The sequence below is a fragment of the Vibrio sp. sp1 genome (assembly GCF_016920955.1).
Classification (GTDB): Bacteria; Pseudomonadota; Gammaproteobacteria; order Enterobacterales; family Vibrionaceae; genus Vibrio; species Vibrio alginolyticus.
This window is the reverse complement of the sequence record NZ_CP060590.1, coordinates 1,198,935-1,224,042: the sequence shown is the minus strand read 5'-3', so window position 1 is coordinate 1,224,042 and position 25,108 is coordinate 1,198,935. Positions and strand designations below refer to the sequence as shown.

The 25,108-nt window shown below is 45.5% G+C and carries 22 protein-coding genes; 15 read left to right on the top strand and 7 right to left on the bottom strand.

The genetic code is table 11. From position 1 onward, the window contains the following. Positions 1–380: 380 nt before the first annotated feature. From H9L11_RS20885 to H9L11_RS20840, 10 genes are all read left to right on the top strand, one after another. The gene (locus H9L11_RS20885) at positions 381–1,265 is read left to right on the top strand and encodes a LysR family transcriptional regulator (protein WP_005460961.1); all 885 of its coding nucleotides are present in this window, start codon (positions 381–383) and stop codon (positions 1,263–1,265) included. A gap of 53 nt (positions 1,266–1,318) precedes the next feature. After that, entirely contained in the window at positions 1,319–2,149 is an 831-nt protein-coding gene (fdhD, locus tag H9L11_RS20880; protein WP_205391162.1) for a formate dehydrogenase accessory sulfurtransferase FdhD, read from the top strand. 405 nt (positions 2,150–2,554) lie between these two features. Next, positions 2,555–3,949, top strand: coding sequence for a hexose-6-phosphate:phosphate antiporter (gene uhpT / locus H9L11_RS20875; protein ID WP_021707729.1), 1,395 nt, complete (start codon positions 2,555–2,557; stop codon positions 3,947–3,949). 138 nt (positions 3,950–4,087) lie between these two features. Then, positions 4,088–4,696 carry a transcriptional regulator UhpA gene (gene uhpA / locus H9L11_RS20870; RefSeq protein WP_005376090.1) on the top strand — a complete coding sequence of 203 codons (609 nt, stop codon included), beginning with the start codon at positions 4,088–4,090 and terminating at the stop codon, positions 4,694–4,696. Further along, the gene (gene uhpB / locus H9L11_RS20865; RefSeq protein WP_205391161.1) at positions 4,696–6,198 is read left to right on the top strand and encodes a signal transduction histidine-protein kinase/phosphatase UhpB; all 1,503 of its coding nucleotides are present in this window, start codon (positions 4,696–4,698) and stop codon (positions 6,196–6,198) included. The genes uhpA and uhpB overlap by 1 nt, the downstream gene beginning before the upstream one ends. A gap of 6 nt (positions 6,199–6,204) precedes the next feature. After that, positions 6,205–7,545: an MFS transporter gene (locus H9L11_RS20860; protein ID WP_064369240.1), complete on the top strand. Its 1,341-nt coding sequence runs from the start codon at positions 6,205–6,207 to the stop codon at positions 7,543–7,545. A 124-nt stretch (positions 7,546–7,669) separates the two neighbouring features. Further along, a complete protein-coding gene (manA, locus tag H9L11_RS20855; RefSeq protein WP_005376084.1) occupies positions 7,670–8,887 on the top strand; it encodes a mannose-6-phosphate isomerase, class I in 1,218 nt (405 codons plus the stop codon). A 352-nt stretch (positions 8,888–9,239) separates the two neighbouring features. Continuing rightward, the gene (locus H9L11_RS20850; RefSeq protein WP_047101062.1) at positions 9,240–10,502 is read left to right on the top strand and encodes a hydroxymethylglutaryl-CoA reductase; all 1,263 of its coding nucleotides are present in this window, start codon (positions 9,240–9,242) and stop codon (positions 10,500–10,502) included. A gap of 407 nt (positions 10,503–10,909) precedes the next feature. Beyond that, a complete protein-coding gene (locus tag H9L11_RS20845; RefSeq protein WP_064369239.1) occupies positions 10,910–12,478 on the top strand; it encodes a DUF1800 domain-containing protein in 1,569 nt (522 codons plus the stop codon). A 9-nt stretch (positions 12,479–12,487) separates the two neighbouring features. Beyond that, the gene (locus H9L11_RS20840) at positions 12,488–13,813 is read left to right on the top strand and encodes a DUF1501 domain-containing protein (RefSeq protein ID WP_170890083.1); all 1,326 of its coding nucleotides are present in this window, start codon (positions 12,488–12,490) and stop codon (positions 13,811–13,813) included. An 86-nt stretch (positions 13,814–13,899) separates the two neighbouring features. On the opposite strand, the gene H9L11_RS20835 is transcribed toward H9L11_RS20840, so the two are convergent. Further along, a complete protein-coding gene (locus H9L11_RS20835; protein WP_053349917.1) occupies positions 13,900–14,994 on the bottom strand; it encodes a ketoacyl-ACP synthase III in 1,095 nt (364 codons plus the stop codon). A 162-nt stretch (positions 14,995–15,156) separates the two neighbouring features. Here H9L11_RS20835 and trxC point away from each other — a divergent pair, with 162 nt between their 5' ends. Further along, on the top strand, positions 15,157–15,591 hold the full coding sequence (trxC, locus tag H9L11_RS20830) for a thioredoxin TrxC (RefSeq protein ID WP_005387991.1): 435 nt from the start codon (positions 15,157–15,159) through the stop codon (positions 15,589–15,591). A gap of 176 nt (positions 15,592–15,767) precedes the next feature. After that, complete coding sequence (locus tag H9L11_RS20825) at positions 15,768–16,928, top strand: MFS transporter (protein ID WP_033907039.1); 1,161 nt, start codon at positions 15,768–15,770, stop codon at positions 16,926–16,928. A gap of 50 nt (positions 16,929–16,978) precedes the next feature. On the opposite strand, the gene H9L11_RS20820 is transcribed toward H9L11_RS20825, so the two are convergent. After that, positions 16,979–17,368: a nitrous oxide-stimulated promoter family protein gene (locus H9L11_RS20820; protein WP_005387988.1), complete on the bottom strand. Its 390-nt coding sequence runs from the start codon at positions 17,366–17,368 to the stop codon at positions 16,979–16,981. Between the two features lie 14 nt (positions 17,369–17,382). Beyond that, a complete protein-coding gene (locus tag H9L11_RS20815) occupies positions 17,383–17,892 on the bottom strand; it encodes a GNAT family N-acetyltransferase (protein ID WP_033907038.1) in 510 nt (169 codons plus the stop codon). A 136-nt stretch (positions 17,893–18,028) separates the two neighbouring features. On the opposite strand from H9L11_RS20815, the gene H9L11_RS20810 reads away from it, so the two are divergent. After that, the gene (locus H9L11_RS20810) at positions 18,029–18,220 is read left to right on the top strand and encodes a DUF2986 domain-containing protein (protein ID WP_005376066.1); all 192 of its coding nucleotides are present in this window, start codon (positions 18,029–18,031) and stop codon (positions 18,218–18,220) included. Between the two features lie 49 nt (positions 18,221–18,269). Here H9L11_RS20810 and H9L11_RS20805 read toward each other — a convergent pair whose 3' ends face one another. After that, a complete protein-coding gene (locus tag H9L11_RS20805) occupies positions 18,270–20,441 on the bottom strand; it encodes a TonB-dependent receptor (protein ID WP_005376064.1) in 2,172 nt (723 codons plus the stop codon). 89 nt (positions 20,442–20,530) lie between these two features. Then, positions 20,531–21,268: a siderophore ferric iron reductase gene (locus tag H9L11_RS20800; RefSeq protein ID WP_042520969.1), complete on the bottom strand. Its 738-nt coding sequence runs from the start codon at positions 21,266–21,268 to the stop codon at positions 20,531–20,533. A 419-nt stretch (positions 21,269–21,687) separates the two neighbouring features. Between H9L11_RS20800 and H9L11_RS20795 the strand changes: the two genes are divergently transcribed. Then, positions 21,688–23,019, top strand: a complete 1,332-nt coding sequence (locus tag H9L11_RS20795) for an anaerobic C4-dicarboxylate transporter (protein ID WP_005376060.1) — start codon at positions 21,688–21,690, stop codon at positions 23,017–23,019. A gap of 86 nt (positions 23,020–23,105) precedes the next feature. Here the strand turns inward: H9L11_RS20795 and H9L11_RS20790 are convergent, their stop codons facing one another. After that, the gene (locus tag H9L11_RS20790) at positions 23,106–23,594 is read right to left on the bottom strand and encodes an NYN domain-containing protein (RefSeq protein ID WP_005387978.1); all 489 of its coding nucleotides are present in this window, start codon (positions 23,592–23,594) and stop codon (positions 23,106–23,108) included. Between the two features lie 119 nt (positions 23,595–23,713). Here H9L11_RS20790 and H9L11_RS20785 point away from each other — a divergent pair, with 119 nt between their 5' ends. Next, positions 23,714–24,154, top strand: a complete 441-nt coding sequence (locus H9L11_RS20785) for a DUF4174 domain-containing protein (protein ID WP_005387976.1) — start codon at positions 23,714–23,716, stop codon at positions 24,152–24,154. Positions 24,155–24,170: 16 nt separating this feature from the next. Here H9L11_RS20785 and cobA read toward each other — a convergent pair whose 3' ends face one another. Next, the gene (cobA, locus tag H9L11_RS20780; protein WP_205391160.1) at positions 24,171–24,929 is read right to left on the bottom strand and encodes a uroporphyrinogen-III C-methyltransferase; all 759 of its coding nucleotides are present in this window, start codon (positions 24,927–24,929) and stop codon (positions 24,171–24,173) included. Between the last annotated feature and the right edge of the window lie 179 nt (positions 24,930–25,108).

Genomic DNA, 25,108 nt, shown 5'->3' with positions numbered 1-25,108 from the left:
ATAATCCTGACCGAGTGATAAACAAAATCTATGACGATTTTTTCCACTGACGGTCATCACATTTTTAATCAATACAATTTATGAGGTTAATCGTTTTCCCATTCGATTCCACCTAGTTCGCTTAACGAACTCAATAAAATCGGCCCTCTTGATAATAGATAATATCTATCACACTATAGATACTTTAAATTTGACCCTAATTAATATCAGGAATAGCCTTGATTCAGATCAATTTTGAGTGTGGTTTTATTCTTGACTTGGTTTTGGTTTTCCATTCCCCAGTTAAAACGCTCCAGCGCTTAAAAAGTACGGTAGTGCTGTGCCCTTTTTAGGGAGTTCCCCCGTACATGTGACTCACAACGCAAGGTTAACAAGCCATTATGGATATCAAACAACTTAAATATCTCATCGCACTTGAACAGACCAAACACTTTGGTCAAGCCGCCGCATTGTGCCACATTACGCAGCCTACCTTGTCCATGAGAATCCGGAGCTTAGAGGAAGAACTCGATCTCGAATTAATCCAAAGAAGTCAACGATTTGAAGGATTTACTGAAGCCGGAGAACGCATTTTAGCTTGGGCAAAAACCGTCTTAGCAGCTCATGATGGATTGCAAGCCGAAGCCGCCAACTGCCGTGGTCAGTTGGTCGGCTCTCTTCGGCTTGGAATGGTGCCACTCGCCAGCCAAAACCCTATGCAATTGCTCAAACCATTAGCTCAACAGTTCCCTGAGTTACGCTTTCAAATACTCTCCATGACGACCGAACAGATCATAGACCAACTCAATCGCAATCAACTGGATTTGGGGATGTGTTATGTCGATCAAGTCAACACCGCTTACTTCGATGTTATCGAGCTAGATTCAACCAAACTTGGCGTTTTATTCGATGAGCGTCATTTTGATTTTGCCGAATCTGAAGTGTTGTGGGAGTCACTCAATAACATTCCGCTAGGGCTGCTTTCAAAGGGTATGCACTATCGCCACTCCATTGATCTTAGCTTTGTGAGTAAAGGGCTGGTTCCGCAAACCGTCATTGAAAGTAACTCCACCTTTCACTTGATCCAAGCAGTAACCAGTGGCCTTTGTTGCGCCATTATGCCGCTGAATTGTGGATTGGAAGAGTTGAACGATACGCTTCGCATTATCCCTATCGAAGAAGCCGCCGTTCACGCCCCGCTAGGTTTGTTAAAGCGAAAACAAGAACCCTTCTCCGCGCTAACCGATCAGTGCTTCGCAGAAGCAAAAAACATATTCAATCGATAACAAGAATCCACACGTCAATTTTTGGCATACATAACGGCTTATGAGGTGATTTCATGAGATGTACTACTCAATCTTATTTTGAACTGTCCGATTTCAATCAAGCACCACCTCGACCAAGTGCGTTCAATTACCGAGAATTGATTGATGGCCGCCCAGTGCAACAAATGTCGCTGGCGAGTGAATCCGCCTTAGCTATCAGCTACAACGGCATTAGCCAAGCGGTCATGATGGTGACGCCAGGCCATCTGGAAGACTTCGTGAAAGGGTTTAGCCTAAGCACAGGCATCGTCCACGATTTCAAAGAGATCAAAGACATTGAAATTGGCGGCGATCACGAATCTCACTATGCGGAAGTGGAAATCAGCAACCGCGCTTTCTGGGCGTTAAAAACACAACGCCGAAATCTTGCTGGCACAACCGGATGCGGCATTTGTGGTGTCGAGGCTCTGGAACAAGCTTTGCCTGATTTAGCACCGCTGACACCGTCTCTTCCTCCGCGCTCCGATGTATTTGAAGGGCTGCGAGACAAAGTCGCACTGCATCAAGAAGCCGCACGTGAATCTGGCGCGTTACACGCCGCTTTATTTGCAGATTTACAAGGCAACATCAAGTTGTGCCGAGAGGACATCGGCCGTCACAACGCGCTAGATAAGTTGATTGGCGCATTGGCCAACAATCACATCGAGCCTCAAAGTGGCTTCGCTATCATGACAAGCCGTTGCAGCTTAGAGTTGATCCACAAAGCCGTTCGCGCGCGTATCCCCACTCTGGTTTGCTTATCTGCACCTACAGCGTTAACCGTCGAATGGGCAAGAAGAAACCATTTGAACCTAATTCACTTGCCAAAATACGGCTCGCCGCGTCTATACAGCCCTGCGCCTTAACACGTCAACCTAGCCGAATTCCTAATATTTCTAACGGAGACCTCTGGGTCTCTGTTGTTTGTTTCTCATTCGCGATTGATAGCTAGCAACGAGACACTATTCTTCCAACCAAACGTACTCACCCCTTGTCAGCACTAAGCTTGCGTATATTAACCTGCTTGCATTTGAACGCTTTCCAATCCGATAAGAAACCAGTCAAAAACCCATAAATTAGTAAGGATTTTGTGTGACTCTTTTCACGCTTTTCCGCCTTCCTAGGCATTTCTAGGAATTTTTCCTAGCCGATCTAGGCAACCATCTCATGTGCCTCACAAAACCACTCTCTAGAATTCCGCTCAGTCAAAGGTAACAAGAGCGCATAACGGCCTCCGTTGTGTTTCTAAAACAATTACAAGAGAGTTCATCATGTTAAAATTCCTCGAACAGGTGCGGAAGCCGACCCTCGATCTTCCTGTCGAAGTTAGAAGAAAGATGTGGTTTAAACCGTTCATCCAATCTTACTTGGTCGTATTTATCGGCTACCTAACCATGTACTTGATTCGTAAGAACTTCAATGTCGCGCAAAACGACATGATCTCAACTTACGGTTTGAGCATGACAGACCTAGGTCTTATTGGCCTTGGCTTCTCCATCACATACGGCATCGGTAAAACCGTTGTCTCTTACTACGCTGACGGTAAGAACACCAAGCAATTCCTCCCTTTTATGCTGATCCTTTCTGGTCTTGCAATGCTTGGTTTCAGCTTCAGCATGGGCGGCGGTAGTGCAAGCCTGTTCTTGATGGTGGCTTTCTACGCTCTGAGTGGTTTCTTCCAAAGTACTGGTGGCCCTTCTAGTTACTCAACCATTACAAAATGGACACCTCGTAACAAACGCGGCTCTTACCTAGGCTTGTGGAACATGTCACACAACGTTGGTGGTGCGGGCGCAGCGGGTGTTGCTCTTTTCGGTGCCAACTACCTATTCGACGGCCACGTAATCGGCATGTTCGTGTTCCCTTCTATCATCGCGATCATCGTTGGTTTTATCGGTATGCGCTTTGGTAGCGACTCTCCAGAAGCTTACGGTCTAGGTAAAGTAGAAGAACTTTTCGATGAAGCAGTGAGTGAAGAAGACACCGCCGCTGAAGAAAACCAGATGACCAAAAAAGAAATCTTTGTTGAATACGTTCTTAAAAACAAAGTTATCTGGCTACTTTGCTTTGCCAACATCTTCCTTTACATCGTTCGTATCGGTATCGACCAATGGTCAACGGTATACGCGTACCAAGAGCTTGGTCTGTCAAAAGAAACGGCAATCTCTGGCTTTACTCTATTCGAAGTCGGTGCGCTTGTGGGTACTTTGATGTGGGGTTACTTATCTGACTTAGCAAACGGTCGCCGCGCATTGGTTGCTTGTGTGTCTCTTGGTTTGATCATCGTATCGCTTGAGTTCTACCAACACGCCACTAGCGAGTTCATGTACTTAGCCTCTCTATTTGTATTGGGCTTCTTGGTGTTTGGTCCGCAACTTCTTATCGGTGTTGCCGCGGTTGGTTTTGTCCCTAAAAAAGCAATCAGTGTGGCTGACGGCGTAAAAGGTACATTCGCTTACCTAATCGGTGACAGCTTCGCGAAACTTGGTCTCGGTATGATTGCAGACGGTACACCTATCTTCGGCTTAACAGGTTGGAAAGGTACCTTCGCAGCCCTAGATACCTCCGCCATGATTTGTATTGTTTTGCTTGCTTTCGTCGCTATCGCGGAAGAGAAGAAGATTCGACACGCGAAGAAGCTTCAACTTGCACAAAACCAAGCCTAACTTCTCTGCGCGCTTTACTTCGGTAAAGCGCGCAAGATCATTAAAATGAGTTGATCAATTCAGTATCATTAAAGGTTTTTCTATTGGCTCCTGTTGGAGCTTATTGTTGTTAGTCGTCTGCTCTATTTGGTTGTAATAATGATTCATGTTGCTCTAGTTGATGATCACGTCATCGTGCGTTCAGGTTTCGCACAATTATTAAATTTAGAAAGTGATATTACCGTTGTCGGTGAATTCGGCTCTGTCGCCGAAGCGCGCAAAGGCTTGCCTGCGGTACACCCTCATGTCGTCATCCTAGATATCTCCATGCCAGATGAAAGCGGCTTAAACTTTCTTAGCGAAATACCAACTGGCATTGCCTGCGTGATGCTTAGCGTGCATGACTCCCCTGCGATGGTGGAAAAATCACTAAAGCTAGGTGCAAAAGGCTATCTTAGTAAACGCTGTAGCCCAGACGAACTTATTCAAGCCGTGAGAACCAGTGCTTCTGGCGGCTGTTACCTCACATCAGATATTGCACTTAAACTTGCAACGCCTAGCGACAACACCACCTCTCTATGCCAACTGACAAAACGTGAAAACGAGGTATGTCAGCTACTTGCGACCGGGTTGGATGTAAAGTCTGTCGCGGCAGAGCTTGGCTTGAGCCACAAGACCGTGCATGTGCATCGTGCGAATGCCATCGACAAACTCGGCGTGAAAAACAACGTTGAGCTCGCCAAACTATTTTCTCAAGAGTCCTTTTAATGCGAGCCTATTCTGTCACAACGATTTGTGGTCTGTTTGTTATGGCCTGTGCTTGGTTCTGTTTGTGGGTGATCGCCTACTACTTTGTCAACGATCCAGAGCTCGCCATTCTGCTTTTCCCATTCGCCTTACGATTGGGGATTGCGCTGCACACTCGCACCGCGTACTGGCCAACAATCTACGTATCAGAATGGGCGCTGACGATTGCACTTGCGACCCTATTAGAGCAACCTCAATGGCTCACAGTGCTGATCGCCAGTGTTGCCAGCATCCCTGTCACACTGATTGCGAAAAAATACTACTACGGAGACCAAAACCGCCATTTAGCCGTGATGAGCGCAGTCATTATCATTAACGCGTTTATTAATGTGATGGCCGTTGGTTTTCACGTTCCTTCGGTTTACATGGTATGGCTGGCTAGCATTTCTGGAGGCTTGCTCGTGGTGCCTATGTGCTACTTGTTATGGAGTTATTTGTTCCAAAGTCGTTGGTCTCCGCTTAGCTCTCTCCTACTTAGTAATGCCGTTGTATTTCAGGTGCGTCATATCGTGCTTTATGCGCTACTTTTGATCGGCAGTATTTTGGTGCAAACCAGCTTGCCTGAAGAGCTAAAACGATTTGCGCCATTTTGTATGGCGATTCCAATCATCGTGCTTGCTCTGCGTTACGGCTGGCAAGGTGCTCTGCTCGCCACCATGCTCAACAGCATAGCGCTGATTGCGGCTCGTAGCGGCGTATCAAATCTAGAAATCACCGATTTGTTATTATCTCTCTCGGCGCAAACCATCACCGGCATTATGCTCGGCTTAGGGGTTCAGAAACAAAAAGACCTCAATCACAAACTGCGCGGCGAACTTGCGCGCAATCAGAATTTGTCTCGCCAGCTTATCAAAGCGGAAGAATCGGTAAGACGCGATATTGCGCGCGAGCTACATGACGAAATCGGACAGAACATCACGGCAATCCGCACACAAGCCAACATCATTAAACGAGTGAACAACGCAGAAACACGCGTTGGTTGCGCGGACATGATCGAAGGGCTTTCGCTCAACGTGTACGACACCACTAAGCGACTGTTGAGCAAGCTAAGACCCAAAATGCTGGATGATTTGGACTTGAAAGAATCCGTCGAGCAACTGACGCGAGAGATGGAATTCGCCAATCACGGAACGAATGTTCAACTGAACTGGCAAGGCGATTACACCAGCCTGAGTGACACACTCAAAGTCACCCTATTCCGTTTATGCCAAGAGTCATTGAATAACGCAGCCAAGTACGCAGAAGCGCAGTTGATCAATATTGAACTGACAATTGGAGAAGCTGCGGTGTCACTGATGATTCACGATGATGGTGTCGGTTTCAAAGTTCAGGACAGCATGAACGGCATGGGCGTTCGCGGCATGCAAGAGCGTGTGCACGCGTTAGGTGGAAAAATCGTTATCTACTCCACCAGCGATCAAATGATCGGCACACAAATCAGCATTACTTTACCTAAGGTGTAACTCAAGATGTTTGGATTTTTACGTTCACCTAAATTTACTCAACCGAGCCTGAGCAACGAGCAAATCGACCAGCGTTACCACCATTGGCGTTTGCACATTATGTTGGGGATGTACATCGGCTACGCAGGTTTCTATTTTACCCGTAAGACCTTTAACTACGCCGCACCAGCGATGATTACCGATCTTGGCTTAGATAAAGGCGATTTGGGTCTTATCGGTACACTTTTCTACATTACTTACGGCTGTTCGAAGTTTATTTCTGGCACGATTTCGGATCGCTCTAATCCTCGTTATTTCATGGGATTAGGATTGATTGCGACAGGTCTGGTCAATATCGCGTTCGGTTTTTCTAGCTCACTCGCGGCTTTCATTACTCTGTGGATCTTAAACGCGTGGTTCCAAGGCTGGGGCTGGCCTTCATGCTCCAAGCTGTTAACCACTTGGTATTCACGTTCCGAGCGTGGCTTCTTATGGGCGATTTGGAACACCGCACACAACGTTGGTGGCGCGCTGATCCCTATTTTGGTGGGCTATTTGACGTTGCACTACAGCTGGCGTGAAGGTTTTATTCTACCCGGCATCATCGGGGTATTGCTCGGTCTATTCGTTTGTTGGCGATTGCGCGACAAACCCACAACAATGGGTTTACCAAGTGTCGGTCAATGGCGCAACGACGCACTAGAACTTGCGCAAGAAAATTACGGACGTGGCCTCACCTACCGCGAAATTCTGAAATCGTACGTATTTAACAACAAATACATCTGGCTGCTCGCGTTCAGTTATGTGTTGGTTTACATCGTTCGTACCGCAATCAATGACTGGGGAAACCTGTACTTGACCGAGCAGCATCACTATAGCCTGATTAACGCCAACGCTGCTCTGTCTATGTTTGAAATCGGCGGTTTTGTTGGTTCATTGGTTGCGGGTTGGGGCTCAGACAAACTCTTTGGCGGTAACCGTGGGCCAATGAACTTGCTGTTCGCGATTGGGATTTTCTTATCTGTCTCTGCGCTTTGGCTGATGCCTCTGACCAACTTTGCATTCCAAGCGGCGGGATTGTTCTCCATCGGCTTCTTTGTCTTTGGACCACAAATGCTGATCGGTATGGCGGCGGCGGAGTGCTCTCACAAAGATTCTGCCGGCGCGGCAACAGGATTCGTGGGCTTGTTCGCCTACATGGGCGCAGCATTGTCTGGTTATCCACTGGCGTTAATTCTTGAAGAATATCATTGGACGGGTTTCTTCATCATCATTTCAGTTTGTGCAGCCGTCATTGGCCTTTTGTTGCTGCCATTTTTGCAAGCGCAGCCATCACGAAAACCACTCGAACCAAAGCCTCGGTTGTAAATCGACTTATCGCCCTTAGGGCAAATTGGCGAGTGACCTAACCGCGCTCGCCCTCCTTATTTAACGTATCTCTGCTCAATTTTTCTTCCGATTCAGTTCGGAGGGTTAACTATGGGAAAAATTCATGAATTTGAACACTATTTCATCGCATAGCTTCTTTCAAATGAACAACAAAATCCAAAACTACGCCTGGGGAAGCACCTCTTCTATTCACGATTTGTTTGGCTTTTCTAACGAAACGAATGAGCCTCAAGCAGAAGTATGGATGGGTACTCACCCAAACGGCTGCTCTGAAGTTCAGGTTGAGCAAAACACGCTGCCTTTGTCTGAACTGATCAAACAAAACCAACCCGCTTACTTATCAGCAGAAACCGCAGCGAAATTTGGCGACCTGCCCTTTCTGTTTAAGATCTTAGCGGCCGAACATGCACTGTCGATTCAAGTTCACCCAAGCAAACAAGATGCCGAAATAGGCTTCGAAAAAGAACAAAGTGCCGGGATCCCACTAAACGCAAGCCATCGTAACTACAAGGATCCAAACCATAAACCTGAGTTGGTGTACGCGCTGACAAGTTACCAAGCCATGAACGGTTTTCGTTCGTATGACGAGATTATTGAGGCATTTGGCCTTTGCGATATCAATGAGCTACGCACACCGCTAGATGCATTCAAACGCGAAATCAACTCACAAGGTTTACGCGATTTCTTTGTGCACATTCTGACCATGGAAGGCGAAACAAAAGAGCGTGCACTGAAACAGCTTCTTGCCCAAGCTTCAGACCAATCAGAGCAAGGTACTAACAACGACGTTTTCCAGCTCATCTTGGATCTATCCACTCAATACCCTGGCGATGTCGGCTTGTTTGCGCCATTACTGTTGAATGTCATCACGCTGCAACCTGGCGAAGCCATGTTCCTGAGCGCAAGAACGCCACACGCTTACATTAAAGGTACGGGATTAGAGATCATGGCGAACTCAGATAACGTTTTGCGTGCAGGACTCACGCAGAAACATATGGATGTTGAAGAACTGGTTAAATGCACAGACTTTGTGCCTAAGCCGTTTCACAGCCTTGTCCTAAAACCCAATGCCAATGGTTGCCAGAGCCTTTACCCCGTTCCAGTGGCAGACTTTAGTTTCAGCATTCTTAACCAACCGAACAATGAAGTGGTTGATGCCAATAGCGCAGAGATTTTGATGGCGATTGATGCCGACCTGACACTCATCAGTGATAACGGTGAGACGTTAACTGCCTCGAAAGGACAATCTGTATTTGTTCCTGCTTACGTTGGTCATTACCGTATTCAAAGTGCGGGACGTGTGGCTCGCGCCTTCAACTAGTTTTTGAATAACTGATTCAAACTAACGTCTGACCCAAGGGACTGGGTTAGACAATTTATTCCTTTCATAGATTGAACCATTCCGCTTTTAAGGCACTCATGCTTACACCTTGTCGAATCCAAACACCTACAGGCCAGTTTCTCTAAGAGGCATAACCTCCCGGATCTGCCATTTACTGCAACATTCATTGTCAAAACCCATTTATGTCCGGTAAATTCGTCGCTCCAATATCAAATCACTTGGATAATAAAGGCGCTTGCACAGTGGTATTTGTTGCAAAACGTATAATCAACGTTGTAATCAAAGCCTCAATCACTACAATCTCTGGTTCGATTTTTCAGTTAACGTTTGTATGCCGAAGTTAAACCAAGATAACCCTGTTCAAAGCTCCGCCCTTTCCGATATCGAAACCAGCAGTAAGATTCAATCGGCATTAGAACCGAAGTTTCACAAGCCAGAGAAACGTCTCTGCTTAAGCCCTGGCCTGTCGGATAAGCATTTGGCGCGCCGTTGGCAAGTATTGGAACACGTGACCAATAAAGATCATCTCCTTGATCCTTTCACGCAGTCACATTGCGATGCTTACTCCAACAACATCGAGCACTTCATTGGTACTGTTAATGTGCCGGTCGGCATTGCAGGCCCTTTGCGCGTCAACGGCTTGTATGCGAACGATGACTTTTTGGTTCCGCTCGCAACGACAGAAGCCGCGTTAGTCGCTTCCTACAACCGTGGCGCAAATCTTATTACCGCCGCTGGTGGCGCGAGCGCATTGTTGCTGAGTGAAGGGGTGAGCCGAACGCCAGTGTTCGCCTTTAATAACCTTGCCGACGCTGGCCAGTTCGTCAGTTGGGTTGTGACCCAGTTTGACGCATTTCGTCAAATTGCGGAATCCACCACCTCACATGGCAAACTCAAAGACATCAATGTAAATATCGAAGGAAACCACGTTTATTTGGTCTTTGAATACGTGACTGGTGACGCTTCCGGACAAAACATGGTGACCATCGCAACAAACGAAGTGTTCCATCATATTTTGGCGACCAGCCCAATCAAACCAACTCAAGCATTCTTGGATGGCAACTTATCAGGCGACAAAAAACCAAACGCGCACACACTGCGCTCGGTACGCGGTAAGAAAGTATCCGCCGAAGTGACCATTCCTGCTGAGTTGGTGGAAAAATATCTGCATACGACGCCGGAGTCTATGGTTCAATTTGGCAAAATGACTACAGTGGGCGGTTTACTTAGCGGGACAATTGGCGTCAACGCGCATTACGCAAACGCGCTTGCCGCGCTGTACATTGCTTGTGGTCAAGATGCCGCTTGCGTTGCAGAGTCTGCCATTGGAATCACTCGTATGGATGTGGACGCTCAAGGCAACTTGTACGCGTGCGTGACCTTGCCAAACATCATGGTGGGGACGGTTGGTGGTGGTACTGGCCTTCCAACACAAAAAGCATGTTTGGATATTTTGGGTTTGCACGGCAACGGCAATGCGAAAGCGTTAGCCGAAGTCGCAGCTGCGCTTTGTCTGGCTGGCGAACTCTCGATCGTGGGCGCATTTTGTGCCGATCACTTTTCTCGTGCTCACCATAAGCTTGCCCGAAAATAACCTTTGTTGCTTTGTACAAGAGAACATCCGTGTGGTTTTCTCTTGTGCAAACCAATGGACTTTATTTATTGGCTCAATAATTTCTTGAAACTAACTTAAGCCTTAACAAACATACCAATCTCTTGTTAACAGTACTTTAGCTGTCCCCCTTCTATATCCATTGCGATATCTCTGCTTGTTACTCTTCATTGGCCATATTTAATATCAGTATCTTAGAAAAAATAGCATCAAAAACTTCTAGCACTATAGTACCAAATTCATCGTTTGAGTTTTTTGTTCACCACTTATAGCTACTATACTCGCCTATGCAGCTGCTTGATTTTCATAAATTTACTAAACAGCTCAAAAGAGCTTAATAACTCCCGTTAAATGGACTTAAATCGTTACTTCGGGTAAGCGAGTTAACTATGAGACGTCAGAAGCTAAATAAAATCTCTGCTTGGGTACTAGGATTGGCTATCTTATTGCTGAGCCATGTGCCTAATGTATCAGCACAAATACAGCAATCCCCATCCGATCAAACCGTTGCGCGTTTTCTCTATCAAACCTCTTTTGGACCAACTCCTGCGTTAATTAATGAGGTTAGGGAAAACGGGTTAGAGGACTGGATACAGAAACAAATCAACCTGCCAGCAACCTACCATCAACCACTTTATCAAACGCCTTTTTCTAAAGGCCTACAGTCAAACCGAGAAAATGCTTGGTATCAGATTGTTGTTACTGCTGAAGATCAGCTCAGACAGCGAACGGCTTATGCATTGAGTCAGATCGTAGTCGTTTCTCGTTATGGCGGCGTTCTTTCCAGCAAACCTACAGGGTTAGTGAATTACTACGATCTGTTGGTTGAGCATGCGTTTGGCAACTACCGAGACCTGTTGTATGACGTTTCCATCCATCCAGTCATGGGGAGCTATTTGTCTATGCTCGGTAGTGCAAAAGAAAATAGTGCGACAGGAACGCTTCCCGATGAGAACTTTGCTCGAGAGTTAATGCAGTTATTCACTATCGGTTTGTATGAACTCAATTTAGATGGCAGTAAAAAGCTAAACCACGCAACAGGCAAACCTATCCCCACGTACAATCAAACTGATATTCAAGAGCTCGCGCGAGCATTAACTGGATGGAAAAATTCCGACATCGCATTCGTGAAACCGATGCGAGTTATCAGTCAAAGACACGACACCGGCGAGAAGCGATTTCTAGGGAATGTGATCCCATCGGGTCTAACCGCACAAGAAGAGCTTTCAAAAGTGATTGATATGTTGATGTCTCACCCAAATGTTGCTCCATTTGTTTCAAAGTTACTTATCCAACGTTTGGTCAGTTCAAATCCAAGCCCAGAGTACGTCGCGCGTGTTGCTACGATATTTAACAACAATGGGGAAGGAGAAAAAGGCGATCTAACCGCCGTTGTTCGAGCCATATTGCTCGACCCTGAAGCATTAGGGATGACGGATACCCCGCCTATAAAAGTGAAAGAACCGATACTGGTCCTGACTAATTTTCATCGAGCATCAGGTTTTACGATTAAAGGATCACGTTACGAAGACGCAACAACGATGATGAACATCGCTAATCAAGGGCCGCTTCGTTCTCCTTCCGTGTTTAATTTTTACTCTCCAGACTATCAGCCGTCTAACGAGTTTACGGAGTCTGGTATTAACTCTCCAGAGTATGAACTTCTCAATTGGTCTGTTTATACCGATTTGGTCAACTATATGTTAACCAGCACTCGTAGAGGAGGTGGTGATTCCTACCACTTCGATCTTAACGAGTTTTATCTTCTTCTGGACGATCACCGTGCCTTAGTCGAATTGGTTAACGAGCGTTTCTTTGCTGGAACGGCTTCTGCTGAATTGAAAGAGCTCATGCTCACCGCCCTGAATGATTATCGTGGGGACTATGTGCCAACAACAAAACTCGCTCTAGTGATATTTACCGCCATTTCTGGCGACGAATTTTATATTCAGGATTAGGAGTGAATTATGGATATTTCACGACGACATTTTATACAAAGCACGCTATCGATGGGCGCACTAGCCTCTCTTAGTCTGCCAGGTTACTCTCTCGCAGCGCCATCCAATGACTTTCGAGCATTAATATGTGTGTATTTAGCAGGCGGAAACGATGCATTCAACACCATACTGCCATTATCGGAGGCGCACTATCATCAATATTCCAAAGTCAGAGGGCCACTCTCTGTCGCCAAAGAAGACATACTCCCTATCAATTTGAGTGCTGTCGATAGCTCAAATCACCCAGTGAAGCTCGGCTTACACCCCAAGTTAAATGCGTTAACTTCCGTTTTCGAACAAGGCGATGCCAGCATCGTGCTCAATAGTGGCATTCTCAACCATCCCGTCACCAAACAAGCTATTGAGCAAGGTGAAGCATCACTTCCCGAGCAACTGTTTTCTCATAATTCTCAAACAGACGCTTGGTTACTTGGTGGAATGAGCGAGTCTAAAAATCTTGGTTGGGCTGGCAGAATGTTGGATGTATTAAACTCTGAATCAGAAATAACACCGCTATACAGTGTGCATGGCAACTCGCTTTGGTTACGGGCAATGGAACACCGCCAAACCGTCCTGAAAAAAGATCGCGCAGTTCAGCTTACCGCGATTGATAACCCGCTATACAAGGGGATCTATGATCGCCTTCTCTCTCATCAAACTGACAATCCATTTAATGGTCATTTTAATTTGATGGTTGATGAGTCGATGGTAATGAGTAGTGTACTGAGCGAGCAACTCAACCACATTGCTGACGAGCCGCTGTTTACGTCATCGACGCTCGGCAAGCAGATGCAAACCGTGTACAAATTGATAGCAAGCCAAGATGTCCTGAAGCAGCAACGACAAGTCTTTTTCGTTAAACACTCTGGGTATGACCTGCACGATTCGCAACTGACACGTCATCCAGTGTTACTTGAGGATCTCGCGACAAACCTTTTAGCAATGTATCGTGCGGTCGAACGGTTAGGGCTAAACAAGCAAGTCACCTCTTTCACTATGTCTGACTTCGGTCGACGGATGATGAGCAACGGAAATGGTACCGATCATGGCTGGGGTGGCCATCAACTATTAATTGGAGGCGCGGTAAATGGGAAACAACCTATCGGTACATGGCCGGAACTAATACTGGGCGGAAACGATGATTACTCTCAAGGCCGACTCATACCCAAAATTGCCGCTGATCAAGTTGGTTCAACACTAGCGCAGTGGATGGGCGTGAGTGATAACGCTGCACTGGAATACGTCTTCCCGAACATCCGTAATTTTACTCATTCAAACCTGGGTTTTATGGCTTAAGATATTTTTCAGGTTAGCTGTAGAACGCATCATCAAATAAGGGAGCCTCGCGCTCCCTTACTCATCTTATGTTTGCAGAGTGTCCGTTACACCTCGTCGCGACGGCGTTCGTTACACAGCTTAATGGCACGCTCAAGTAATTCTAACGCGGATTGCTCACATTCAGGCAGAACCGCATCACTTTCAGAAACTGGCGTTACGCGGTCACCCCATTTCAATACTGCCGCACCCCATGTCAAACCTGCACCAAATGCAGCAAGAAGCATATTATCACCTGGGTTAACTCGACCTTGCTCTACCGCTTCACACAATGCAATTGGCACCGTCGCAGCTGAAGTATTGCCATAGTTTTGAATGTTAACAAACGCTTTGTCGTGTGGAATTCCAGACAGGTCACACAAGGTTTGAATAATACGAATATTCGCTTGATGCGGAATCACAACATCGATTTGTTCCGTCGTTAACTGTGATGCTTTCAGTACGGTTTTCGCAGCTAGCCCCATGCCTTTTACTGCACGTTTGAAAATTTCTTGTCCTACAAAGTTGAAATCCCAGTAACCGTTGTCTTCCGCAAAGCGATCCATACAAGTACCAAACTTTGGTACGGACAGAATATCGCGGCCTTTTGCGTCACAACCGATTTGAGACTGTAGTAAACCCGTTTCTTTTTCCGTTCTTGATAACACAACGGCGCCCGCACCATCACCAAATAGAACAGCGGTATCTCGCATTGCCCAATCGATGTAGAAAGACAATCTTTCCGCACCAATAATGATCGCGTTACGATAGTTACCTGATTGAATCAAACGTGTGCCCGTTTCTAGGCCATAGACAAATCCCGTACATGCGGCATTTAAGTCAAAGGCAGCGGCTGCACGAATACCTAGGTTCTGCTGTACCTTAGACGCGATATTTGGAATCAATGAATCTGGTGAACAAGTCGCCACAATGATTAAATCCACGTCTGTTGCATCGACGCCTGCTCGAGCTAATGCATGTTTAGCAGCAACGGTCGCCATGTCTGACGTGTTTACATGACTAATACGGCGGTTTTCGATACCAGTGCGGGTACGAATCCACTCATCGGAAGTATCGAGGAAAGTGCTAAGATCATCGTTAGAGAGCACGGCTGGCGGAACACATTTCCCCCAACCTGTAATTTCAGCGTAGTAATTTGTCATCGCAGACCTATTTATTGTTGTATTTTAATAAAATTTCTTAGAACCTTAGGCTCAAATACAAACCTGCGCTGCGTTATTTCGGCAGGTTAAAAAATAAGTATACAAATAATGAGGCTGACTGGTAAGTCATGTTTTCATCAATACGTAATAAAGGAAGAAGTCATGTCATCGTTTAAAACTCGCTGCCCTTCGTGCGGCGGTCTAAATCGTGTCCCTAATGAGCGCGTTGCCGAATCTGCAACTTGCGGTAAATGTAAAAGTGCACTTTTAGACGGCTCGCCTATCGAAGGTACACAAGATAACTTTTCTGCTCTATTACAAAGTGATATGCCTGTTGTAGTAGATTTTTGGGCCCCATGGTGCAACCCGTGCGTTGGTTTTGCTCCTGTTTTCTCTGATGTTGCTCATGAGCAAGCCGGAACGGCTCGTTTTGTTAAGATTGATACCGAAGCTCAACAACAACTTGCGACGCAATTTGGTATTCGCAGTATTCCTACCATTATGGTTTTCAAGAATGGTCAACGCGTTGATATGATCAATGGTGCGTTACCTAAAACTCAATTCGATCAATGGTTAAATCAAGCACTTACTAAATAATCTTCCACGCCAACCTTGTTTGTAGGTTGGCGTTTTTATGCAACTTATCAACCTATCTAGTTAACAAATATTATTTATCGAAACGACTTAAATTTATCATTTTACTTGCCTAACTATTAGCGTCATATTCGCGCCGAATAACCCTTAGATTTCATTTAACTTATAGGCGCAAAACAGTGGAAAACACAGTCGTTCCTGCAGCATCACCACGAGTTACAGTTCCAGTCGTCGCACTGTCTCTTTATGCGGTGGCTTCGGGCTATTTAATGAGCTTGATCCCTCTCATGCTCGGTGAATACAACATCTCAGCAGATTACGCGAGTTGGTTGGCGAGTGTGTTTTATGGCGGCTTATTAACCGGTGCTATTTTTATTGAACGTATCGTACGTCAAGTTGGTCACCGTAACGCGTTTATTGGTTGCTTGGCCGTATTTTCGCTAACTATCGTCACACTACCCGTGTTTGCTAACGGATTGATGTGGCTTGCCGCTCGCTTTATTGCGGGTATCGCGGTTGCTGGTGTTTTTGTCATTGTTGAGTCTTGGCTAATGTCTGGAGACGAAGCATCGCGTGCGAAACGTTTGAGCTTGTACATGCTATCGCTTTATGGTGGTTCAGCATTAGGCCAGTTTGGTATTGGCGTGCTTGGCGTAAGTGGCGGCGTTCCGTTTATTGCGATCACGACGTTGATACTAATGGCGATGCTGGTGCTAATGTTCATTGAGTGTGAGCAGCCAAACAGCCATGAATCAACCGCTTTATCATTTAAGCAAATTGCCAAACTAAACCATGCAGCAATTATTGGTTGTGTTGTTTCAGGTTTGACCTTAGGTGCAATCTACGGATTAATGCCAGTTGAGTTAACTAACCGTAAAATTAGCCATCAAGACATTGGTACATTGATGGCGCTAGTGATTCTAGGTGGCATGCTAGTTCAACCAATGGTGACCGCGTTAAACAAATACATGAGCCGCACAGTGCTAATGGCGTTTTTCTGTATTTTGGGTATTTTTTCGATCGGTATGACCTTTATTTCCTCGTCAGCCGTGGTATTGGCTGCTGCATTATTCTTTTTAGGTGCAGCTACTTTTGCCTTGTACCCGATAGCAATCAACTTAGGTTGCGAAGGACTTGATGAACGCTTTATTGTCTCTGCGACACAAGTCATGCTGTTTAGCTACAGCATCGGCTCTGTTGCTGGCCCAGTTGTCGCTGATAAATTTATGGGCCAAGAACACGGCTTACTAGGCTACTTGTTTGCCGCTTTGGTTGCGACTGGCGTATACATGCTACTTGCTGCGAGCAAAACCAAGCAGCGTATGGCCGCTGGCCTCTAATCACGCCGCTTCTACTCAACGAAAACGAGGGCATGTCGCCCTCGTTTTTTTTATTCTTCGCATTTTTGTTTAGATAAACGCTTGTGACGGTTTGACGCGTTCGCTGCAGGCTTTTCCGGTACCATGCGCTTTTCATGAAGCAAATGACGAACCGCCAAGATGGGATGTTTCAGTAACATTCTGGGGCCAGAGTAACGCATGACCAAACGCATTTGTTCTTTCGGCTCTGGTTTGTAGCAGTGAATCGGACATTTATTACACGTCGGTTTATTCTCTCCATAAGGACAGCGGTCGAGGCGCACTTCTGCGTATTCAAGCAGCTCACGACATTCTGAGCATAAGTCACGTTTTGTTCCATGATGGTCATGACAGTAAACCTCTACCATGGCTTTTACTGTCTTAAATTCAGTGGCGAGTTTGCCAAGTAAAATATCGCTCATGCACTATCCAAAAATCACAACATCATTGTGTAAAGTTCTAACGTGCGGCCATTATCATATTGCTGCTCAACTCGTTCAAACTCAAAGCCCAGTTTTTTGAGCAAACTTATACTACGAATATTGTCATTGTTGGTGATGGCAACCAAATTATCGAGTTTCATTTCCTCTCTAGCGTATTCCAGCACTGCGGTTGCAGACTCCGTTCCGTAGCCGAAGCCATAAGCGGAAGGTAAAAATCCATATCCGAGATCATAGTGTTGTAATGTGTCACGTTTAACCAACCCACAAATCCCGATGGGTTGCCCATCTTCTTTCTTCTCTACAACGAGTAAACTCACGCCTCTAATTTTTTGCATGCGTAGCATGTTTTCTTTTATGTAACTCGCCGCTTCATATTCGGTACGAATTTGTTTATCTCCGACAAAACGGTAGAAGTCTGGGTGGTTATAAAGTTCTAGTATAAATGGTGCATCATCTACACTCACAAGACGCAGTATCAAACGTTCGGTGTACAGTGTTTTCATTTGGGCTCCATTAAAACGCGATAGATGATTGGACATAGGAACGTACTTGAATTTTGCGACCGATACCGGCGCTTATTTAGTTGTAACTTGATAAAAAAGTAACTATCCTGCCTCGCTAAATTAAAGGACCACCACCATGAACCGCAAGAAGAAAATCAATCAGATCTTGAAAGCGAAGCAGAAGAAGCATAACGCTAAGCTACATAAGAGCAATAAGCCGCGTTATATCTCCAAAGCTGAACGCGCGAAAATGGAAGCTGAAGAACAAAACCAAGCTTCAGAACACACGGAAAACGTTGTAGACACAGCGCAGACAGATCAAGCCTAAAAGAAAAGCCGCTTCAAGCGGCTTTTTTGATATTCGGAGATAGTTAGCTTTAGTATTCGACACTGTAGTTCAGTGTGAATGTGCGACCTCTTCCTTTGTAGTCGTACGCTGCTGCATCGTAGTGTGCTGCATAAAGAATCTGCGCACGTTGTCCCCAAGCGGTTGTGTAGTCTTCGTCAAATAGGTTTTGAATACCAAAACCTAACTGCCCGATAGGTAGTGTTACGTTACCAAGAAGATCAAACGTAGTGTATCCATCTAGTTTATTGTTTGCGTCATCTTCGTAATCAAACATCGTCTGGCTTTGTAAACGTACTGAATAGCCATCCTGATAGTAAGCCGCCCACGCGTTCGCTTTTGATGTACTTGCTTTACCCGCGCTTAGATCTTCCCACTTACCGTTGGTTTTCAGCTCAGAAACCACATAGTGACCTGATGCACCTAACAAAATATCACGGTTTACCCAGTAGTTAATGTTTGCTTCGGCACCGTATACACGTTGCTCGTCATCAACATTGGTGATTAGGAGCGTCTTCTTGTCATACTTGATTGAGTTATCCGACACCGAGTAGTAACCCGCCGCTTGCAGTGCGACAGTATCGGTATCTAATCGGTAACCAATTTCATAGCTGTCCGTTTTGATGCCCGACATTTTTGAGTCAGATACGTTAATGCTATTGTTCAACGCGTAGTGACCATTTGCATCCGCGGCATCGTAGCTACCTTGGCCGTAGTACTTTGCAGGATCAGCGAGTTCGAAACCTTGAGAGAAGTTCGCCCAAAGCTGAGATTCATCGTTAAGCTGATAAATGGTGCCCAAATTAAATAAGCTCACTGAGTAGTCAGTGCTGCCACCTGGTACCGCATCCGCTGATACACCATTACCCGATGCGATCTTCTTTTGTATACTATAGGCAACAAAATCATCAATCTTATTGTCCATGTATTGGTAGCGGTAGCCTGCTTGTACTGACCAATCTTGATTGATTTGGTAATCCCCTTGGACAAACATTGCGTAAGACGCCACATCAACATCTGGGTAACGCCCCACTTCGGCATAGGTTCGATTAATTAAGTTCCCAGAGCTGTTCGCAATGGTTGGATCGAACAGAGCCTGGTTACTTTCAAAACGGTCTAAGTACGCATCGACACCATAAACAAGTTTGAATGACTCCCAGCTTTTAGCTAACGCTAAGCGCCCAGCAAAAACTTCTGTTTTTTGTTGAGAGGCACTTTGGTAATAAGGAGTAAAGGTTTGGTCTTCACTACGGTAAGATAACTCGCCTATCAGTTGATGACCGAATACGCTGTCGTGAGCGTAGTTCGCACTTAAGAGAACTCGCTCTGTACCATGTTCACGGTCGGAATCGAACCCCTCTCGTACATCAACAAATTTATTGTTAACAATGTACAAACCGTATGGCGAATCTTGCTGGCTGTCATAGTATTGTGCGACAAGGTTTAACTTGCTGGCATCGGAGATTTGAATCTCGGTCGATCCCATAACATCGAGCGTTGAATTATACTGCAAGGAGCCCTGTGAAATGTCTGGGGTGACAATGTCGCCATTTGCGTCAAATGCACCTTGTGTCTCGGTGTACACAACCGAACCTCTAGCGGTAATTCGCTCATTACCACCCGAGATAGACTGAGCGAGTTTGTAATCAAAGTCATCGCTGCTATTAAAGCCTGTAGTGCCACTCACGTAGGATTCAAACGACAAGTCATCCGAGTACGCTTTCTTGGTGATAATGTTAATAACACCACCAGTAGCGCCTGCACCATAAATGGAGGTTGCACCAGATAGTACTTCAATTCGCTCGATGTTGAATGGGTCTATTGCGTCTAACTGACGACTAATCGGGCGAGAAGACTGTAAAGAGACACCATCAATCATTACCAACATTGCTCTACCGCGAAGGTTCTGACCATAATTAGTTCGACCACCGGTGCCGACGTCTAAAGAAGGGATGGTTGCAGAAAGAATATCACCCAGTGTCTTGCCCGCACGATATTGCTGAGCAATCTCTTCTTGGCCAACAAACCAAACCGTTCCTGGAATATCGGAGATCGATTTCGGCATCACACTGCCTACAACAACCAATTGCTCATCGCTCGGAGTCGATGTTTGTTGAAGATCTTCTGCTGCTATTGAGCTAACTGCGTATCCACTGCTCATCGCAAGTACGATGAGATTGAAAGAAAACGTCCTTTTCATCATTGTATTTATCTTTTTGTTGTCAACAAGAGCATGCAATGATACTTATTCTCACTCTCAAATCGAGCACTGTTACACAAGTTAAATAAATGTTAATTAAGAACCTTCTTGCTCATAAGCTGTCGATTTTCCTCTAAACGAGGACAATCTGCACAAAGCTTTCTGCCTTCACACTTATAGACTAAACAACAACTTTTTCTTACTAACTTTAGCGGCTGATCAGATTCCGTCTCATGAAGTGAGCGGCTATTATCAACATCCAAACCCATTGCGCTTAGCCACAAGACCGCATGCTCCTGAAGTGTCGAGTTAGTCATTTGCGGAAAGCGCTGTTGGAGACGAATTAAACAAGCCATGATTCCGTCCGACATCAATTGATGGGTGAAGCCAGGACGAATGCGTGTCCATTGACTCATCTCTTGTTGATAGAAGTCGAACAGTTCTCGGATTTGACGCCCCGCCTCTTTTATCAACGCTTCTGGCTCGCCATGTATATGCGCTTCGTCGGCGAATCGGTACCCAGAAACAAAACAAGGTTTGAGGTGCTGCGCTATCTCGCGAATGTTTGGCAACGTGTGGTAACCGTAAATGGAGATGAATGCGACATAAACTGGCTGCCAACAAAGTAAATCCCACGTTCTTGTCAACCAATATGCTTTTCCCGCTTCCGGATGAGCCTCCGAGATTTGCTGGTAAAGGCCTTGGATGATCGGGTTGATATCATTCTCGATATGGATAGCTTCTTGCCCTATCTCGCCGATATCACCGTGTAGATAAGGTGTAATCTCACTCGAAGTTTGAAACAGTTGCGGGAAAAATTGCTCAGACATGATGGCTTATTGTTGGTGTAGTCATTCTGACACCTTTATACCCAAGCACCAATCGCAATGCAAACTATTATCCTTTGCGTTTTCATAACAAAGAAGCACTCTTAGGGTTAGTTATGACTGTATTTCCGCGTTCTGTGAAACTGTAAGGTCTGGTTACGTATGCGATGAATAGCAACAAACTCTTAAACCTCTTCGCATTTAACGCTCACATGATCGCAAAAATACACAGCATAAAAACACCCTGATAAAACTGTGTTAACAGTTCCCCTGTGTAGCGTGAGTTATTGCCAATAATTGAATATTGCTGTTTCTTATCCAGCGGATTGTGAACAACATGAAGTATTTTCTTTCTGAATATCGAGACAATACAAAGAGGTAATTTGGCTATGTAGCCCTCTGTTTTGAATAAGGAAATCCACATGTTGTATCTTGAGTTTCTATTTTTGCTCGTGATGCTGTATATCGGCTCACGTTATGGTGGTATAGGCCTTGGGGTCGTATCCGGAATTGGCTTGGTGATTGAAGTCTTCATCTTTAAGATGCCGCCAACCTCTCCTCCTGTCACCGTCATGTTGATCATTTTAGCGGTGGTAACATGTGCTTCCATTCTTGAAGCCGCTGGCGGTTTGAAATACATGCTGCAAGTTGCCGAGCGTGTGCTTCGTAAGAACCCAAAACGCGTCACCCTTATTGCTCCGTTCGTGACTTACTTTATGACCTTCCTACTTGGTACAGGTCACGCGGTTTACTCTATCATGCCAATCATTGGCGACGTTGCACTTAAAAACGGCATTCGTCCTGAGCGTCCTATGGCTGCCGCTTCTGTCGCCTCTCAAATCGCAATCACGGCATCACCAATTTCAGCGGCCGTAGTTTACTACTTGGCGCAACTCTCTGATATTCAACACGAGATCACTCTGCTCTCAATTCTGCTCGTTACTGTACCTGCAACCTTATTCGGTACGTTGTTGATGTCACTTTACAGCCTAAAGCGTGGTAAAGAACTAGACGACGATGAAGAATACCAAGAGCGTTTGAAAGATCCTGTGTGGAGAGAAAAAATCCTCAACACAACTGCAACGTCTCTTGATGAAGTACTACCAACAAGTGCTCGTAACTCTGTATTGCTGTTCATTGCTTCTATCTTGGTTATCGTCGTTATCGCAATGTGGCCAGACATTCGTACCATCGTAGATGGCTCGAAGCCAATCAGCATGGCAGTTGTGATTCAAATGATGATGCTCTGCTTCGGCGGTATCATTTTGCTTGCGACCAAAACTGACCCGCGCGACGTACCAAATGGGGTGGTATTTAAATCTGGTATGGTGGCGGCGATTGCTATCTTCGGTATTGCATGGATGTCAGATACCTACTTCCAGTACGCTATGCCTCAATTTAAATCTGGCATCGTAGAGATGGTAACCAACTATCCTTGGACATTCGCGCTTGCGTTATTCATTGTGTCGGTTGTGGTGAACTCTCAAGCTGCAACGGCTCGCATGATGTTGCCTGTTGGTCTCGGCTTAGGTTTGGAACCTGCGCTGCTTATCGGCTTGATGCCAGCGGTATACGGCTACTTCTTTATTCCAAACTACCCTTCAGATATCGCGACTGTGAACTTCGATACCTCGGGCACAACTAAGATTGGTAAGTGGTACTTCAACCACTCATTCATGTCTGTGGGCTTAATCGGCGTGATTGGTGCGTGTTGCTTGGGTTACTTGCTAGGGCAAATGATCATTCCTTCGTAACTAGCCAAATCAAGGATAAATTAGAGGCGAGTCATTGTACGTTTCGTACAGCCTGAGTGACTCGCCTTTCTTTATTGCACTATTCACTACAGCAAGAAATCGTCATCAATCGCGACAAAATTGTCGGCACAATCAATCAGAGTTTGAGATGTAAGTTTAGGTACACCATAAACGGTCACCGTTTTATTGAAGCGCTGCTGAATTCTCTCTACTAGCAGACTAAAGTCTCCATCTCCCGAAACTAGAATCACTTCCTCAACTTCGGGAGCAATTTCAATTGCATCGAGAGTAATACCCACATCCCAATCGCCTTTCGAGCTGCCATCACGACGCTGGATGTAGGGTTTAAGCATCACCTCAAATCCAACACCGCGTAAAATGTGATGAAACTGACGTTGTTTTGGATCGTTACTCGCGATGGCATAAGCACGAGCACTCACCACCTCTTTCCCTTGTGTGGCGACATACCAAAACTGGTTGTAATCGAAATTGCTTCGATACGCTTCGCGACAGGTGTAATACACATTCTGTACATCAACCAAAATGGCGATTTTTTGTTTGCTTTCCGAACTCATCTATTTCTACGCTCAATTTATTTGCTGCCTACCCTATGCCAGTTTTGGAAAAAGCACAATGAGCCAATTCCACTAAACTTAACGTATAAAAAGTTATTTGGGTTTCTAGGGGAACTGTCATGGGCGGAAAGTTACTAGTGATACTGCTTTCTTGTATCTTGTCATCGACAGCATTTGGTTATCCAGCGCACTCCAAATACTGGCCACATAGAAGCGTGCTCTACTTTGCGCCAGAAAATGATGAATACGTCAAACAATTCTTGCTAGAAACACTTATGAATGAGTGTGAGTTGGAAGACAGAGATGTCGTCACGCTGGTCATTACAGAACAAGGTTATACTTTTCCTGCTTGGCTTAAAGAAGAGTTCGACCTAAAAATGCTAGCTCGTCTTTATGAGGTCGAAAAAGGTTCTCATACCGCTATTTTGCTTGGTAAAGATGGTCTAGAAAAGCACCGCTGGGGCGCAGAAACAGACTGGTCGTTTATCAACAACCTCATTGATCAAATGCCGATGCGTAAGCAAGAAATGCAGAGGCAACAAAGCCCCTGTAAAATATAGTCAGTTCTGGGCAGTATTACTTTGCGAGCCAATCCAACTTGTTGTGAAGTTGAGTCACGCTGCCAACCACAATCAATGCTGGGCTCACGGCTTGCTCTGCCATGATCGATAGCTCGTTCAACTTTCCTTGGAACACACGCTGCTCTGGGCGCGTACCGTTTTCAATAATGGCGCATGACATCTCAGGATCTAAGCCGTGAGTGATCAGCTTATCCATAATGTGGCCGCTTTGCTTCAAACCCATGTAGAACACAAGCGTGTTGTTGGATTGCGCCAGTGAATGCCACTCAATCTCACGACCATCTTTTTGTACGTGACCAGTGATGAATTGAACGCTTTGCGCATGGTCGCGGTGTGTTAATGGAATACCAGCATAAGCCGTTGCACCCGCTGCTGCTGTGATACCCGGAACCACTTCGTATTTGATACCAAATTCCGCTAGTTCTTCTAACTCTTCACCGCCACGGCCAAAGATAAATGAGTCACCGCCCTTCAGACGCACAACACGCTTACCTTCTTGTGCTTTCTGCACCAAGATTTGGTTGATTTGATCTTGAGGCACACAGTGAAAGTCTAATTTTTTACCTACGTAGATCATCTCTGCTGATGCATGAGCCAATTCTAGAATGTCTTTCGACACCAAACGGTCGTATACAACAACTTCAGCCGCTTGAATGGCTTTTAAGCCTTTTACTGTGAGCAAATCAGGATCACCTGGACCTGCACCAACAAGAGAAACAAAGCCGCTGTTTAAAGATGAGTGAGCAGTAGTCATATCAACGCCTATCGAAAAATTTAGATATAAAGAGTAACACTCGCGTTATGCACTTAGGGCTAAAACCACTCTAAGGAGTTATTACTTTTTATAGCTAAATCAATAAAATATGTCGCGAAAGTGAAAGTTAAAAATTGAAATCTAGTTAGAGAATAGTCCCGCCCATCCAGAAGCAGGAC

What these genes read in the sequence shown, in the direction of transcription:
- fdhD (WP_205391162.1), top strand. Translation starts at nt 1,319, where the DNA reads ATGAGATGTACTACTCAATCTTATTTTGAACTGTCCGATTTCAATCAA.
- H9L11_RS20845 (WP_064369239.1), top strand. Translation starts at nt 10,910, where the DNA reads ATGAGACGTCAGAAGCTAAATAAAATCTCTGCTTGGGTACTAGGATTG.
- cobA (WP_205391160.1), bottom strand. Translation starts at nt 24,929, where the DNA reads ATGACTACTGCTCACTCATCTTTAAACAGCGGCTTTGTTTCTCTTGTT.
- H9L11_RS20810 (WP_005376066.1), top strand. Translation starts at nt 18,029, where the DNA reads ATGAACCGCAAGAAGAAAATCAATCAGATCTTGAAAGCGAAGCAGAAG.
- manA (WP_005376084.1), top strand. Translation starts at nt 7,670, where the DNA reads ATGAATTTGAACACTATTTCATCGCATAGCTTCTTTCAAATGAACAAC.
- H9L11_RS20850 (WP_047101062.1), top strand. Translation starts at nt 9,240, where the DNA reads ATGCCGAAGTTAAACCAAGATAACCCTGTTCAAAGCTCCGCCCTTTCC.
- H9L11_RS20820 (WP_005387988.1), bottom strand. Translation starts at nt 17,368, where the DNA reads ATGAGCGATATTTTACTTGGCAAACTCGCCACTGAATTTAAGACAGTA.
- H9L11_RS20860 (WP_064369240.1), top strand. Translation starts at nt 6,205, where the DNA reads ATGTTTGGATTTTTACGTTCACCTAAATTTACTCAACCGAGCCTGAGC.
- H9L11_RS20790 (WP_005387978.1), bottom strand. Translation starts at nt 23,594, where the DNA reads ATGAGTTCGGAAAGCAAACAAAAAATCGCCATTTTGGTTGATGTACAG.
- H9L11_RS20795 (WP_005376060.1), top strand. Translation starts at nt 21,688, where the DNA reads ATGTTGTATCTTGAGTTTCTATTTTTGCTCGTGATGCTGTATATCGGC.
- H9L11_RS20815 (WP_033907038.1), bottom strand. Translation starts at nt 17,892, where the DNA reads ATGAAAACACTGTACACCGAACGTTTGATACTGCGTCTTGTGAGTGTA.
- trxC (WP_005387991.1), top strand. Translation starts at nt 15,157, where the DNA reads ATGTCATCGTTTAAAACTCGCTGCCCTTCGTGCGGCGGTCTAAATCGT.
- H9L11_RS20840 (WP_170890083.1), top strand. Translation starts at nt 12,488, where the DNA reads ATGGATATTTCACGACGACATTTTATACAAAGCACGCTATCGATGGGC.
- uhpA (WP_005376090.1), top strand. Translation starts at nt 4,088, where the DNA reads ATGATTCATGTTGCTCTAGTTGATGATCACGTCATCGTGCGTTCAGGT.
- H9L11_RS20785 (WP_005387976.1), top strand. Translation starts at nt 23,714, where the DNA reads ATGGGCGGAAAGTTACTAGTGATACTGCTTTCTTGTATCTTGTCATCG.
- H9L11_RS20885 (WP_005460961.1), top strand. Translation starts at nt 381, where the DNA reads ATGGATATCAAACAACTTAAATATCTCATCGCACTTGAACAGACCAAA.
- H9L11_RS20800 (WP_042520969.1), bottom strand. Translation starts at nt 21,268, where the DNA reads ATGTCTGAGCAATTTTTCCCGCAACTGTTTCAAACTTCGAGTGAGATT.
- H9L11_RS20805 (WP_005376064.1), bottom strand. Translation starts at nt 20,441, where the DNA reads ATGATGAAAAGGACGTTTTCTTTCAATCTCATCGTACTTGCGATGAGC.
- uhpT (WP_021707729.1), top strand. Translation starts at nt 2,555, where the DNA reads ATGTTAAAATTCCTCGAACAGGTGCGGAAGCCGACCCTCGATCTTCCT.
- H9L11_RS20835 (WP_053349917.1), bottom strand. Translation starts at nt 14,994, where the DNA reads ATGACAAATTACTACGCTGAAATTACAGGTTGGGGGAAATGTGTTCCG.
- uhpB (WP_205391161.1), top strand. Translation starts at nt 4,696, where the DNA reads ATGCGAGCCTATTCTGTCACAACGATTTGTGGTCTGTTTGTTATGGCC.